This is a genomic window from Pseudomonas sp. FP2254 (assembly GCF_030687695.1).
Lineage (GTDB): Bacteria > Pseudomonadota > Gammaproteobacteria > Pseudomonadales > Pseudomonadaceae > Aquipseudomonas > Aquipseudomonas quebecensis.
In genome coordinates this window covers 2485031-2498604 of record NZ_CP117444.1, presented here as the reverse complement: position 1 = coordinate 2498604, position 13574 = coordinate 2485031, and the positions used below count along the sequence as shown (strand labels likewise).

Below are 13574 nucleotides of genomic sequence, written 5' to 3'. Positions count from 1 at the left end.
GGGACGCAGAGCGTCACGGGCGGCATTACCACGCGGAGCGTGGGAACGATCATGCTGAGTGCAAAAAAGTATCAGTCCCAGTGTTCCCAAGGATTTGTCACACCGCCAATTGAAGGCTGTAATCAACGCACACTCTTCCTGACTCCCTGTAGGAAGACACAACAACAATAACTGTCCTTCTGCAGCCCCCAGGGCGCGGAAATGGAGTGCGCGATGAAGTTCACAGCAAAAGCACTGCTTGTCTCCACCTGCATGACCCTCAGCGCCGTCAGCTTCGGCGCGCAGACCCTGACCATTGCCACCGTCAATAACAGCGACATGATCCGCATGCAGAAGCTCTCGAAAACGTTCGAAGCCGAGCATCCGGAAATCAAGCTGAACTGGGTGGTGCTCGAAGAAAACGTGCTGCGCCAGCGTCTGACTACCGACATTGCCACCCAGGGCGGGCAGTTCGATGTGTTGACCATCGGCATGTACGAAGCCGCACTCTGGGGCGCCAAGGGCTGGCTGGAGCCGATGAAGGACTTGCCGGCGTCCTACGACCTGGACGATGTGTTCCCTTCGGTGCGTGACGGTTTGTCCGTCAAGGGTTCGCTGTATGCCCTGCCGTTCTACGCCGAAAGCTCGATCACCTACTACCGCACCGACCTGTTCAAGGACGCCGGGCTGACCATGCCCGAGCACCCGACCTGGAGCCAGATCGGCGAATTCGCCGGCAAACTCACCGACAAGAGCAAAGAGCAATACGGCCTGTGCCTGCGCGGCAAAGCCGGTTGGGGCGAGAACATGGCACTGATCACCACCCTGGCCAATGGCTACGGTGCGCGCTGGTTCGATGAAAAATGGCAGCCTGAATTCAATGGCCCGGAATGGAAAAACGCGCTGAACTTCTACGTCGACAACATGAAGAAATCCGGCCCGCCAGGGGCTTCCAGCAACGGTTTCAACGAAAACCTGGCGCTGTTCAACAGCGGCAAGTGTGCGATCTGGGTGGATGCCAGCGTCGCCGGCTCGTTCGTCACCGACAAGAGCCAAAGCAAAGTGTCCGAGCACGTCGGCTTCACTTTCGCGCCCCATGAAACCACCGATAAGGGCACCTCGTGGCTGTACTCCTGGAGCCTGGCGATCCCGACCAGTTCCAAGGCCAAAGACGCCGCCAAGGTGTTCACCAGTTGGGCGACATCCAAGGAATACAGCCAGTTGGTGGCCAAGACCGACGGCATTGCCAACGTACCGCCAGGTACGCGCAAGTCGACCTACAGCGATGAGTACATGAAGGCTGCGCCGTTCGCCAAGGTCACGCTGGAATCGTTGAAAGTCGCCGATCCGACCAAGCCGACGCTCAAGCCGGTGCCGTATATCGGGATCCAGTTGGTGACCATTCCCGAGTTCCAGGCGATCGGCACTCAGGTCGGTAAGTTCTTCTCCGGTGCGCTGACCGGTCAGCAGACGGTTGATGCAGCATTGACTGCGGCGCAGACCACCACCGAGCGGGAAATGAAGCGGGCCGGTTACCCCAAATAACCCGAGCCTCACCACAGTCAACTGTGGGAGGGGGCTTGCCCCTCCTGCATTGACCGCACTCCGATCCTTGCTCCGCACTGGCCTTGATTACCATGAAAACACCTGCCAAAAACCGCCTGGCCAACCCCGGCTGGTTTCTCGTCAGCCCCTCGGTGGCCCTCTTGCTGCTGTGGATGATCGTGCCGCTGGGCATGACCCTGTACTTTTCGCTGATCCGCTACAACCTGCTCTACCCCGGCGAGAACGAATTCGTCGGGCTGGAAAACTTCACCTATTTCATCACCGACTCAGGCTTCCTGCCCGGCGCCACCAACACGTTGTTGCTGGTCGGCAGCGTGCTGTTGATCAGCGTGGTGTTCGGCGTGTTGATCAGTGCGCTGCTGGAGGCCAGTGAGTTCTTCGGTCGCGGCCTGGTGCGGGTGCTGCTGATTTCACCGTTTTTCATCATGCCCACGGTCGGCGCGCTGATCTGGAAAAACCTGATTTTCCACCCGGTGTCGGGGGTGCTCGCCGCCGTGTGGAAACTGTTCGGCGCCGAGCCGGTGGACTGGCTGGCGCATTACCCGCTGCTGTCGATCATCATCATTGTGTCGTGGCAATGGCTGCCCTTCGCGATCCTGCTGCTGATGACCGCCATGCAGTCCCTCGATCAGGAACAAAAGGAAGCCGCGCGCCTGGACGGTGCCGGCGCCATCGCGATTTTCTGGCACCTCACCCTGCCGCACCTGGCGCGTCCGATTGCCGTGGTGGTGATGATCGAGACCATTTTCCTGCTCTCGGTGTTCGCTGAAATCTTCACCACCACCAACGGTGGTCCGGGCTACGCCTCGACCAACCTCGCCTACCTGATCTACAACCAGGCGCTGGTGCAGTTCGACGTGGGCATGGCCTCGGCCGGCGGCTTGATCGCCGTGGTCATCGCCAATATCGCGGCGATCATCCTGGTGCGGATGATCGGCAAAAACCTGACTGACAAGCCTTGAGGGCCGCGCCATGACGCTTCAACAATCCCGTCGCCTGCAAAGCCTGCTGCTCGGCACGCTGGCCTGGGCCATCGCGATCGTGATTTTCTTCCCGATCTTCTGGATGGTGCTCACCAGCTTCAAGACCGAAATCGACGCCTTCGCCACGCCGCCGCAGTTCATCTTCACGCCGACCCTGGAGAACTACCTGCACATCAACGAGCGCAGCAACTACTTCAGCTACGCGTGGAACTCGGTGTTGATTTCCTTCAGCGCCACCGCGCTGTGCCTGCTGATCTCGGTGCCGGCGGCCTACTCCATGGCGTTCTACGAAACCCAGCGCACCAAGCGTACGTTGCTGTGGATGCTGTCCACCAAGATGCTGCCACCGGTGGGCGTGCTGATGCCGATCTACCTGCTGGCCAAGAGTTTCGGCCTGTTGGACACGCGCCTGGCGCTGATCGTGATCTACACCCTGATCAACCTGCCGATCGTAGTATGGATGGTGTACACCTACTTCAAAGACATTCCCAAGGACATCCTCGAAGCCGCGCGCCTGGACGGCGCAACCCTGTGGCAGGAGATGGTCCGCGTGCTGCTGCCGATCGCCAAGGGCGGCCTGGCGTCCACCGTGCTGCTGTCGCTGATCCTGTGCTGGAACGAAGCGTTCTGGTCGTTGAACCTGACCTCATCGAATGCTGCGCCATTGACCGCCCTGATCGCCTCTTACTCCAGCCCCGAAGGCTTGTTCTGGGCCAAATTGTCCGCCGTCTCGACCCTGGCCTGCGCGCCGATCCTGATCTTTGGCTGGATCAGCCAGAAACAGCTGGTGCGCGGCCTGTCCTTCGGCGCGGTTAAATAATAATTCCTAGCGGAGGCCCATCATGGCCAACCTGAAAATCAAGAATCTGCAAAAAGGCTTCGAAGGCTTCTCGATCATCAAGGGCATCGACCTGGAAGTGAACGACAAGGAGTTTGTGGTCTTCGTCGGCCCGTCGGGCTGCGGCAAATCCACGCTGCTGCGCCTGATCGCCGGCCTGGAGGAAGTCAGCGACGGCACCATCGAACTGGACGGGCGCGACATCACCGAAGTAACCCCGGCCAAGCGCGACCTGGCCATGGTGTTCCAGACCTATGCGCTGTACCCACACATGAGCGTGCGCAAGAACATGTCGTTTGCCCTCGACCTGGCCGGCGTCGATAAAAAGCTGGTGGACAGCAAGGTCAGCGAAGCGGCGCGCATCCTCGAACTGGGCCCGCTGTTGGAGCGCAAGCCTAAGCAGCTCTCCGGCGGCCAGCGCCAGCGCGTGGCCATCGGCCGGGCGATTGTGCGCAACCCCAAGATCTTTTTGTTCGACGAACCGCTGTCCAACCTGGACGCGGCCCTGCGCGTGCAGATGCGCCTGGAGCTGGCGCGCCTGCATAAAGAGCTGCAAGCGACCATGATCTACGTGACCCACGACCAGGTCGAAGCGATGACCCTGGCGGACAAAGTCGTGGTGCTCAACAGCGGCCGCATCGAACAGGTCGGCTCGCCGCTGGAGCTGTATCACCAGCCGGCCAACCTGTTTGTGGCCGGGTTTCTGGGCACGCCGAAGATGGGGTTTCTCAAGGGCAAGGTCAGCCGGGTGAGTGGTCAGGACTGTGATGTGCAGTTGGACGCCGGCACCCTGGTGACCCTGCCGTTGAGCGGCGCCAGCCTGAGCGTCGGCAGCGCGGTGACCCTGGGCATTCGGCCGGAACACCTGGAAATCGCCACGCCGGGGCAAACCAGCCTGACGGTGACGGCCGACGTCGGCGAGCGCCTGGGCAGTGACACGTTCTGTCACGTCATCACCGCCAATGGCGAGCCGCTGACCATGCGCATCCGTGGCGATATGGCCAGCCAATACGGCGAGACGCTGCAACTGCACCTGGACCCGACGCACTGCCACCTGTTCGATACCGATGGCAACGCCGTGGCCCGCCCACTGCGCGCCGCCGCCTGATTTCGCGAGTATTACGCTATGAAGCTGAATAAACAGAACCTCACCCAGCTGGCGCCGGAAGTCCGAGTACCGGCCTACGCCATCGCCAGCACCTCCCAGGGCATCGCCCATATCGGCGTCGGCGGCTTTCATCGCGCGCACCAGGCGTACTACACCGATGCGCTGATGAACACCGGCGAAGGCCTGGACTGGAGCATCTGCGGCGTCGGCCTGCGCGCCGAGGACCGCAGGGCCCGCGACGACCTGGCCGGCCAGGATTACCTGTTCACCCTGTATGAGCTGGGCGACACCGACGACACCGAAGTGCGCGTGATCGGTTCGATCAGCGACATGCTGCTGGCCGAAGACAGCCCCCAGGCGCTGATCGACAAACTGGCCGAGCCCGCGATCCGCATCGTCTCGCTGACCATCACCGAAGGCGGCTACTGCATCGACGACAGCAACGGCGAGTTCATGGCCCATCTGCCGCAGATCCAGCACGACCTGGCGCATCCCGCCGCGCCGAAAACCGTGTTCGGGTTTATCTGCGCCGCACTCACCCAGCGGCGTGCCGCCGGCATCCCGGCGTTTACCGTGATGTCCTGCGATAACCTGCCGCACAACGGCGCCGTCACCCGCAAGGCGCTGCTGGCCTTCGCCGCCCTGCGCGATACCGAACTGCATGACTGGATCGCGGCCAACGTAAGCTTCCCGAACGCCATGGTCGATCGCATCACACCGATGACCAGCACCGCGCACCGTCTGCAACTGCACGACGAACACGCTATCGACGATGCGTGGCCGGTGGTGTGCGAGCCGTTTGTGCAATGGGTGCTGGAAGACAAGTTCGTCAATGGCCGACCGGCCTGGGAAAAAGTCGGCGTGCAGTTCACCGACGACGTCACGCCTTACGAAGAAATGAAGATCGGCCTGCTCAACGGCAGCCACCTGGCCCTGACCTATTTGGGTTTTCTCAAGGGCTATCGGTTTGTCCACGAAACCATGAACGACCCGTTATTCGTGGCCTATATGCGCGCCTATATGGACCTGGACGTCACGCCGAATCTCGCGCCGGTGCCAGGCATCGATCTGACCGAGTACAAGCAGACCCTGGTCGATCGCTTCTCCAACCAGGCCATCGCCGACCAGTTGGAACGGGTGTGTTCGGATGGTTCGTCGAAGTTTCCCAAGTTCACCGTGCCGACCGTCAACCGCTTGATTGCCGATGGCCGCGAGACCGAGCGCGCGGCCCTGGTGGTAGCCGCCTGGGCCCTGTATCTCAAAGGTGTGGATGAGAACGGCGTGCGCTACAACATTCCCGATCCGCGTGCGGCGTTCTGTCAGAGCCTGGTGACTGACGATGCGCTGATCAGCCGGCGCCTGCTGGGGGTGGAAGAGATTTTCGGCGCGGCTATTCCCAATTCGCCTGCGTTTGTGGCAGCGTTTGAGCGGTGTTTTGTCAGCTTGCGTGATAACGGCGTGACCAAAACCCTGCAGCAGTTACTGAAGAAACCGGCTTAGAAATGTGGGATGGGCAAGCCCCCTCCCATATTGGGATAGCATTTAACGTCCAACAATAATGCTGAGCACACCCTCATGACCCAGCAAAACCTGTTCCTCGGCATCGATTGCGGTACCCAGGGCACCAAAGCCATCGTCCTCGACGCGTCCAGCGGCCAGGTCCTGGGCCTTGGCGCTGCGCCCCATACCCTGATCAGCGGTGCCAACGGCCGTCGCGAACAGCACACTCAGGAATGGCTGGATGCGTTCACTGCGGCCACCCATCGTGCCCTGCAACAAGCCGGTGTCGACGGCCAGGCCATCCTCGGCATTGGCGTATCCGGCCAGCAGCACGGCCTGGTGCTGCTGGATGAGCACGGCCAGGTACTGCGCCCCGCCAAGCTGTGGTGCGACACCGAGACGACCGCCGAGAATGACCGCCTGCTGGCGCACCTCGGCGGCGAGCGTGGTTCGCTGGAACGCCTGGGCGTGGCGATCGCACCGGGCTACACCGTCTCCAAACTGTTGTGGACGCGCGAGCAGCACCCGGAACTCTTCGCCCGCATCGCCCATATCCTGCTGCCCCACGATTACCTCAACTACTGGCTCACCGGCCGCGCCGTCGCCGAGTATGGCGATGCGTCGGGCACCGGTTACTTCAATGTGCGCCGCCGTGAGTGGGATGTGGAGCTGCTTCGGCACATCGACCCGAGCGGCCGCCTGGACCAGGCGCTGCCGCCGTTGATCGAGGCCGATCAAAGCGTCGGCACGATCCTGCCGGCCATCGCCGAGCGGTTGGGCATCAACCCCCATGCCGTGGTCTCCAGCGGCGGCGGCGACAATATGATGGGCGCCATCGGCACCGGTAATATTGCGCCGGGGGTGATTACCATGAGCCTGGGCTCGTCCGGCACCGTGTATGCCTTTGCCGACCAGCCCAACGTCAGCCCGCAGGCTTCGGTGGCGACGTTCTGTTCTTCCAGCGGCGGCTGGTTGCCGTTGATCTGCACCATGAACCTGACCAATGCCACCGGCGTGATCCGCGAGCTGTTCGAGCTGGACCTGCCGGCGTTCAATGCCCTGGTCGAACGCGCGCCCATCGGCGCCGACGGCGTGAGCATGCTGCCGTTTCTCAACGGCGAACGCGTGCCCGCCCTGCCCCACGCCAGCGGCAGCCTGCATGGCCTGACCATGACCAACCTGACCCGCGCCAACCTGTGCCGAGCGGTGGTCGAGGGCACCACCTTCGGCCTGCGCTACGGGCTCGACCTGCTGCGCCAGACCGGCCTGCAAAGCCAGAGCATCCGCTTGATCGGCGGCGGCTCGAAAAGCCCGGTGTGGCGTCAGATGGTCGCGGATATCATGCACACCGAAGTGGTCTGCACCGAACAAAGCGAGGCCGCCGCCCTCGGCGCAGCCATCCAGGCGGCGTGGAGCCAGACCGGCGAATCCCTGGCCAGCCTCTGCGACAGATGCGTGAGCGTCGACCCGGCCAGCCGTACCGTGCCGGTGGCGGCCCATGTCAGCGCCTATCAACAGGCTTACGAGCGCTATCAGCAACTCGTGGCAACCCTTTAAGAGCGAGCGATTATGTATCTGGTGTGTGGCGAAGCGCTGTTCGATTTCTTCAGCGAGGAAGATGCCAGCGGCAAGGCGTCGAAGGTCAATTACAAGGCAATTGCCGGTGGGTCGCCGTTCAACGTAGCCGTGGGCCTGCGCCGCCTGGGCATCGACGCAGGGCTGTTCGGCGGGCTGTCCAGCGATTTCCTCGGTCGGCGCCTGCTGCAGGTGCTGCGGGACGAAGGCGTCAGCGAGGATTACCTGGTGGAGTTCGCCGCGCCGACCACCCTGGCGATGGTCGCCGTGGGTGCCAACGGCTCGCCGCAGTACAGTTTTCGCGGCGACGGCTGCGCCGACCGGCAATTGCAACCAAGCCATCTACCACAACTGGGCGACAATGTGCGTGGATTGCATGTGGGGTCATTCTCGCTGGTGGTGCAACCGATCGGCGACACCCTGCTGAGCCTGGTCAAGCGCGAAAGCGGCCAGCGTCTGATCAGCCTCGACCCCAATGTACGGCTCAACCCCCAGCCGGACATCCAACTATGGCGCGACCGCGTCGCCGAACTGGTCAAGCATGTCGACCTGATCAAGGTCAGTGACGAAGACCTGCATCTGCTCTATCCCGGCCAATCGCCGGAAAGCGTCCTGCAAGGCTGGTTGCAGCACCATTGTCAGTTGGTGTTCCTGACCCGCGGCGGCGATGGGGCCACTGTGTTCAGTCGCCAGCATGGCAGCTGGTCGCAACCGGCGCTGGATATTGTGATGGCCGACACTGTGGGCGCCGGCGATACCTTCCAGGCAGCATTGATTGCCTGGCTGACCGAGCATCACCTGGATTCGGTGCACGGCCTGCAACAGCTGAGCCGCGCACAGATCGACGCCATGCTGGGCTTTGCCATTCGCGCATCCGCGCTGACCTGCACCAAGACCGGCCCCGACCTGCCGTATCGCCAGCAGTTGGGCTGAACATCCGCATTCGACTGTGAATCCGGGGTTCGGCGATCCACGGATTTGCAACGTAGAGGGCCTGGAGTTAATCCAGGCCCGAGGTTTTCATGCTGCCCGCTCGCCCGCCGACCTAGTAGTAATAGCCGCGTGCGCCTGCTCTTTGCAAAGTGGGCTGGTGGAGTTCTTCCAGGTCCTTACGTAACCCGATTACCAACTCGCAGATCGCTCGACTGCTGACGAGGTCTTGCGCCTTGATCCCTTTGACCTCCAGGTCGACCCGATCACGGTTGCTGTCGTCGTAGACCTTGATCGTCAACGAAGCGTCTTCGGCTTTGGTGCACTCGCACCGCCTGGGCAGGAAACTTCCTTCAATAATGCTGCGTAATTCAAGTTCCGAAAACATGGCCAACCTCTCCTTTTTTCAATAGCCAACAGATTGTTGTCGTTATGCCAGGTATAAGCCTGCGGCGTCTTACCGGCCTTGGAAGACGCCATCACTGTGCAAGCGTACTTGGCAAAACAGCTTCGCGTTGTAACCTTTCCTCATAAGCAGGCCAGGGTTTTATATAACTAAAATTTGAACTTCCTGGGGCCGTTTAAAACGTCGGCGAATAGGCACGATTAAACGTTTAACCCAGCGGCAGCGGTCGTCCGCCGGGGCTTTTAGCAACATATCGAAACTATTCATCGGCGCGTAGATCGTTCCTGCGCGGCTTTACGCTGATATACGAAACGTATACGCTGCGTATATCCAACCGCACAGTGAATCCCATGGGCATCGTTAAGATCACCGATCAACTGCACGAACAATTACGCCTGGCCAGCGCGACGATGGACCGCTCCATCAACGCCCAGGCCGAGTTCTGGATCAAGGTCGGCCTGCTCGCCGAACTGAACCCCACCCTGACCTACAACGACCTGATCAACAAACTGCTGCTGGACAAACCCGAGCTGATCCGGGGGCGCAGCTGATGATCAAGACCGCCGCTCAACTGGCAGTGATGCGTGAATCCGGTCGGCTGCTGGCCCAGGTGTTCGATATGCTCGACGGCTGCGTCGCCGCCGGCTGCTCGACCCTGGAGCTGGACACGGCCGTCGAAGCCTTCATCCGCAACGACCTGCAGGCCCGCCCCGCCAGCCTCGGCCAGTACGACTATCCGTTCTGCATCAACACCTCGATCAACGAGGTGGTCTGTCATGGCATGCCCAGCGCCAGGGATGTGCTCAAGGACGGTGACATCATCAACATCGACATCACCCTGGAAAAAGGTGGCTTTATCGCCGACGCCAGCAAGATGTACATGGTCGGCACTGTCGCGCCCAAAGCCCGGCGCCTGGTGGAGACGACCTTCGAGGCGATGTGGGCCGGTATCCGCCAGGTCAAGCCCGGTGCGCGCCTGGGCGATATCGGTCACGCCATTCAGAGCCATGCCCAGGCCAATGGCTACAGCGTGGTGCGCGAATACTGCGGCCATGGCATCGGCCGGCAAATGCACGAAGAACCGCAGATCCTGCACTTCGGCCGCCCCGGCACCGGGCTGGAGCTGCGTGAAGGCATGGTGTTCACCATCGAACCGATGCTTAACCAGGGCAGCGCCAAGGTGCGCAGTCTCAAGGATGGCTGGACGGTGGTGACCAGGGACAACAGCCTGTCGGCCCAATGGGAACACACCGTGGCGGTGACAGCGGACGGCTACGAAGTCCTGACCCTCCAGCGATCGCCCATCCCATAACCGGTGGCACGCTCGTTACCAGACCTGGCCCTGGCGTTTCAACTCCAGACGCCGCACGAACTCCTCCAGCACCAGGCTGTAGAGATCGTCTTGTAGATAGGCATCCTCGATGCCTGCGTCCAGGTTGGGGTTGTCGTTCACCTCGATCACCACGACTTTGTCGCCAGACTGCTTGAGGTCGACACCGTAGAGACCGTCGCCGATCAGGTTGGCGGTCTTCACCGCCAGGTCCACCACCGCCTTGGGCGCTTCGTGTACCGCCAGCGTGCGGCATTCACCGTTGATCGCTGCGCCGATGGCCTTGTGGTTGTAGATCTGCCAATGGCCCTTGGACATAAAATACTGGCAGGCAAAGATCGGTTTGCGGTTGAGCACGCCGATACGCCAGTCGTACTCGGTGTAGAAAAACTCCTGGGCCAGCAGCAGCACCGAATGCTCGAACAGTTCAGCGGTGGCCTTGAGCAGCGCGGCCTGGCTCTCGACCTTGATGACACCGCGCGAAAAACAGCCGTCGGGGATCTTCAACACCAACGGAAACCCCAGGCGTTCGCCGACCCGTTCAAAATCCTGCGGTCGCTCCTTGTACAGAATCTCGGTAGCGGGCATGCCCAATTGGTGGCTGTTGAGCAGGTCGGTAAGGTAGACCTTGTTGGTGCAGCGCAAGATCGACGTCGGATCGTCCATCACCACCAGCCCTTCGCTTTCAGCTTTCTTGGCGAAGCGGTAGGTATGATTGTCGACGCTGGTGGTCTCGCGGATCAATAAGGCGTCGTATTCGGCCAGGCGCGCGTAATCCTTGCGCTCGATCAGTTCCACGTCGATGCCCAGGCCCCTGCCCACTCGGATGAAGTTGTTCAGGGCTTGGGCGTTGGACGGCGGCAACTGTTCATGGGGATCGTGCAGGATCGCCAGGTCATACCGGGCCAGGCGCCGCGAACGCGGCTGGCGCCAAATCCTGCGGCTGAAGTTGTCGAGGGCATGGGCGAAATGATCTTCCTGATCGTCGCGCAACTTATGCAATACACCAGACTTCACCCCAACGATATGCCAGCCGTTGTGCTTTTTGAACTCAACTAAGAGGATTGGACAGGGGAACGCTTCAAATAACTGGCGGGCCAATTCCTGTAACGCCTCAATCGGCGTTCGGCCGAAATAAAGCGTCAGCGTAAAACCCTCGGTACTACTGTAAAGATGATGGCTCAGGGTTTTATCGAGCACTCTGTCCAGATCATCCAACGCCAAGCCATACAGTGACTTTCTGGCCAGTTCGCTGATGGTACGCACGGAAGGAATCACTTTGTGCCCACGCGCTTCGGCCAGCAGCGAACAATAGTAGCCATGCCCCAGATACTTGTAGCTGCGGCACAGGTTGATGACCTGTACACGCTTGCCCGTCTCGTTCGGGCGCGTCTGTTCCAGGTATTCCTGGGCGGTGATCATCTCTTCGCTGGGCAAGTAAGACGCCCAATCTTCCTTGCGTTCCACAATAATCACGACTTGACTCGCGGCTTTAGGCACTTGTGCAAAATAACGAGGGGAAGTGATTGTCGCCGCGCAGCTTTGCTCGGATACTTCACGCCAATGACTGTGTACCGCCGACATAATATTTGATCCGCTTTAGAGAACTGGACCTTTTCTATTAAGCACGATCTTTTTGAGAAGTCCCGTTTCATTACGCAACTTTTACGGTGGTTATATGACCCTTTGCTTTCGCATTGCGACGCTCGATGACATACCTGCACTAACAGCGTTGGAACAACAATGTTTTACCGGCGACCGGCTGTCGCCCCGCAGTTTTCGCTGGATGGTTCGTCGCGCCAATGGCCAATTATGGCTGGCGGAACGTGACGCCCAATTGCAAGGGTACGCGCTGGTGCTGCTGCGTCGCGGCAGTGCCGTGGCGCGGTTGTATTCCATCGCTATTGCCGAGCCCGCACGAGGGTTGGGCTTGGGTGCGCAGTTGTTAGCGCGGATCGAAGCCTGCGGCGTGCAACAACGCTGTACCCGACTGCGGCTGGAGGTGCGCACGGACAACCTCGGCGCGCTGGCCCTGTATGAACGCAAGGGCTATCGACGGCTTGCGTGCACGCCGGACTATTACGAGGACAACTGCGCGGCGTTGCGGCTGGAGAAGGTGCTTGCCGCGCAGTGATTAGCGCGCTCGCCGCTGGTCGTCACGCCACCTGCCTGACCCCCGCCTTGGCCTCCAGTTCGCGCACCAGCGGCAATACGCGCTTGCCGAAATACTCCACTTCTTCCTGAAAGTGCAGGAACCCCGCCAGCACCAGGTCCACGCCCACGGCCTTAAGGGCGACGATGCGTTCGGCGATCTGTTGCGGCGTGCCGATCAGGTTGGTCTTGAAGCCGTCGTTGTACTGCACCAGGTCTTCAAAGCTGGATTTGGCCCAGTTGCCCTCGCCTTCGGGCGAGGCTTTGCCCGCTTGCCGGGCCGCGTCACCGAAGGCGTTCACGGCTTGCAGGTCGGCCTTGTCGATGATTTCCGCCAGCACGGCGCGGGCCTGCTCCTCGGTGTCGCGGGCGATCACAAAGGCGTTCACTCCGATTTTGACCGAATGGTTGTTGGCCGATGCCTTGGCGCGAATATCGTCGACCTGGGCCTTGATGCCTTCCGGGGTGTTGCCGTTGGTGAAGTACCAGTCCGACACCCGCGCCGCCATGTCCCGCGCTGCCCGCGAGCTGCCGCCCTGGAACACTTCCGGCTGGCCCAGGGGCTTGGGCTTGAGGGTGTAGTTGTTGAATCGGTAGAAATCACCCTTGAAGGTGAAATTGTCCTGGGTCCAGATGCCCTTGAGGGCTTGAATGAATTCTTCGGAGCGGCGATAGCGCTCATCGTGCTCCAGCCAAGGCTCGCCGATGGCCTGGAACTCACCCTTGAACCAACCGCTGACGATATTGACCGCGATACGGCCGTTGGTGAGCTGGTCGATGGTTGCCAGTTGCTTGGCCGCCAACGCCGGCTGCCAAGGACCCGGCAGGATCGCGGCGATCACCTTGAGCCGGGTAGTGGCGGCCAGCAGGGCATGGCTGAACGCCACGGATTCATGCTGGCTCTCGGCGCCGTAGCCGGCGGTAAAGCGGATCTGGGTCAGGCCATACTCGAAGCCCGCCGCCTCGGCCAGTTGCGCCAGTTTACGGTTGTAGTCGATGCCCCAGTCGGTGCGCTGCGCAATCTTGCTGACCACCAACCCACCGCTGACGTTGGGCACCCAATAGGCAAATTTCACGGCTTGCTGACTCATCGAACGGCACCTCGTACTAAGGAATGTACCAAGGGGTTGAGCAGCAAGTGTGCCAGCCCAGGCAAACGCCCGTACCAGGCCGGCTGCGCGGGTCATTCAACCCGACGATCGCCTGGC

At 61.0% G+C, this 13574-nt stretch carries 12 protein-coding genes and 1 pseudogene; 10 read left to right on the top strand and 3 right to left on the bottom strand.

What is annotated here, in order from left to right:
- Positions 1–252 precede the first annotated feature (252 nt).
- From PSH94_RS11470 to PSH94_RS11440, 7 genes are all read left to right on the top strand, one after another.
- The gene (locus PSH94_RS11470) at positions 253–1524 is read left to right on the top strand and encodes a sugar ABC transporter substrate-binding protein (RefSeq protein WP_370694772.1); all 1272 of its coding nucleotides are present in this window, start codon (positions 253–255) and stop codon (positions 1522–1524) included.
- Between the two features lie 92 nt (positions 1525–1616).
- Positions 1617–2507, top strand: coding sequence for a carbohydrate ABC transporter permease (locus tag PSH94_RS11465; RefSeq protein ID WP_181077326.1), 891 nt, complete (start codon positions 1617–1619; stop codon positions 2505–2507).
- Positions 2508–2517: 10 nt separating this feature from the next.
- Positions 2518–3348 carry a carbohydrate ABC transporter permease gene (locus PSH94_RS11460; protein WP_181077324.1) on the top strand — a complete coding sequence of 277 codons (831 nt, stop codon included), beginning with the start codon at positions 2518–2520 and terminating at the stop codon, positions 3346–3348.
- Between the two features lie 22 nt (positions 3349–3370).
- The gene (locus PSH94_RS11455; protein ID WP_253507069.1) at positions 3371–4474 is read left to right on the top strand and encodes an ABC transporter ATP-binding protein; all 1104 of its coding nucleotides are present in this window, start codon (positions 3371–3373) and stop codon (positions 4472–4474) included.
- Positions 4475–4492: 18 nt separating this feature from the next.
- Positions 4493–5974 carry a mannitol dehydrogenase family protein gene (locus PSH94_RS11450; RefSeq protein ID WP_305437544.1) on the top strand — a complete coding sequence of 494 codons (1482 nt, stop codon included), beginning with the start codon at positions 4493–4495 and terminating at the stop codon, positions 5972–5974.
- 75 nt (positions 5975–6049) lie between these two features.
- The gene (gene xylB / locus PSH94_RS11445) at positions 6050–7531 is read left to right on the top strand and encodes a xylulokinase (RefSeq protein WP_305437543.1); all 1482 of its coding nucleotides are present in this window, start codon (positions 6050–6052) and stop codon (positions 7529–7531) included.
- 12 nt (positions 7532–7543) lie between these two features.
- A complete protein-coding gene (locus PSH94_RS11440) occupies positions 7544–8482 on the top strand; it encodes a carbohydrate kinase (RefSeq protein WP_181077316.1) in 939 nt (312 codons plus the stop codon).
- Positions 8483–8594: 112 nt separating this feature from the next.
- Here PSH94_RS11440 and PSH94_RS11435 read toward each other — a convergent pair whose 3' ends face one another.
- Positions 8595–8867 carry a DUF1652 domain-containing protein gene (locus PSH94_RS11435; protein ID WP_305437541.1) on the bottom strand — a complete coding sequence of 91 codons (273 nt, stop codon included), beginning with the start codon at positions 8865–8867 and terminating at the stop codon, positions 8595–8597.
- A gap of 368 nt (positions 8868–9235) precedes the next feature.
- Here PSH94_RS11435 and PSH94_RS11430 point away from each other — a divergent pair, with 368 nt between their 5' ends.
- Positions 9236–9436: a ParD-like family protein gene (locus PSH94_RS11430; protein WP_181077314.1), complete on the top strand. Its 201-nt coding sequence runs from the start codon at positions 9236–9238 to the stop codon at positions 9434–9436.
- Positions 9436–10197 (top strand): type I methionyl aminopeptidase, encoded by a 762-nt coding sequence (gene map, locus PSH94_RS11425; RefSeq protein ID WP_305437539.1) that lies wholly within the window; start codon positions 9436–9438, stop codon positions 10195–10197. The genes PSH94_RS11430 and map overlap by 1 nt, the downstream gene beginning before the upstream one ends.
- A 15-nt stretch (positions 10198–10212) precedes the next feature.
- Here map and PSH94_RS11420 read toward each other — a convergent pair whose 3' ends face one another.
- Positions 10213–11799, bottom strand: coding sequence for a RimK family protein (locus tag PSH94_RS11420; RefSeq protein ID WP_305437538.1), 1587 nt, complete (start codon positions 11797–11799; stop codon positions 10213–10215).
- Positions 11800–11893: 94 nt separating this feature from the next.
- On the opposite strand from PSH94_RS11420, the pseudogene PSH94_RS11415 reads away from it, so the two are divergent.
- Positions 11894–12331, top strand: a pseudogene (locus tag PSH94_RS11415) (GNAT family N-acetyltransferase); the annotation flags it as partial.
- A gap of 40 nt (positions 12332–12371) precedes the next feature.
- Here the strand turns inward: PSH94_RS11415 and sfnG are convergent.
- A complete protein-coding gene (gene sfnG, locus PSH94_RS11410; RefSeq protein ID WP_181077311.1) occupies positions 12372–13457 on the bottom strand; it encodes a dimethylsulfone monooxygenase SfnG in 1086 nt (361 codons plus the stop codon).
- Between the last annotated feature and the right edge of the window lie 117 nt (positions 13458–13574).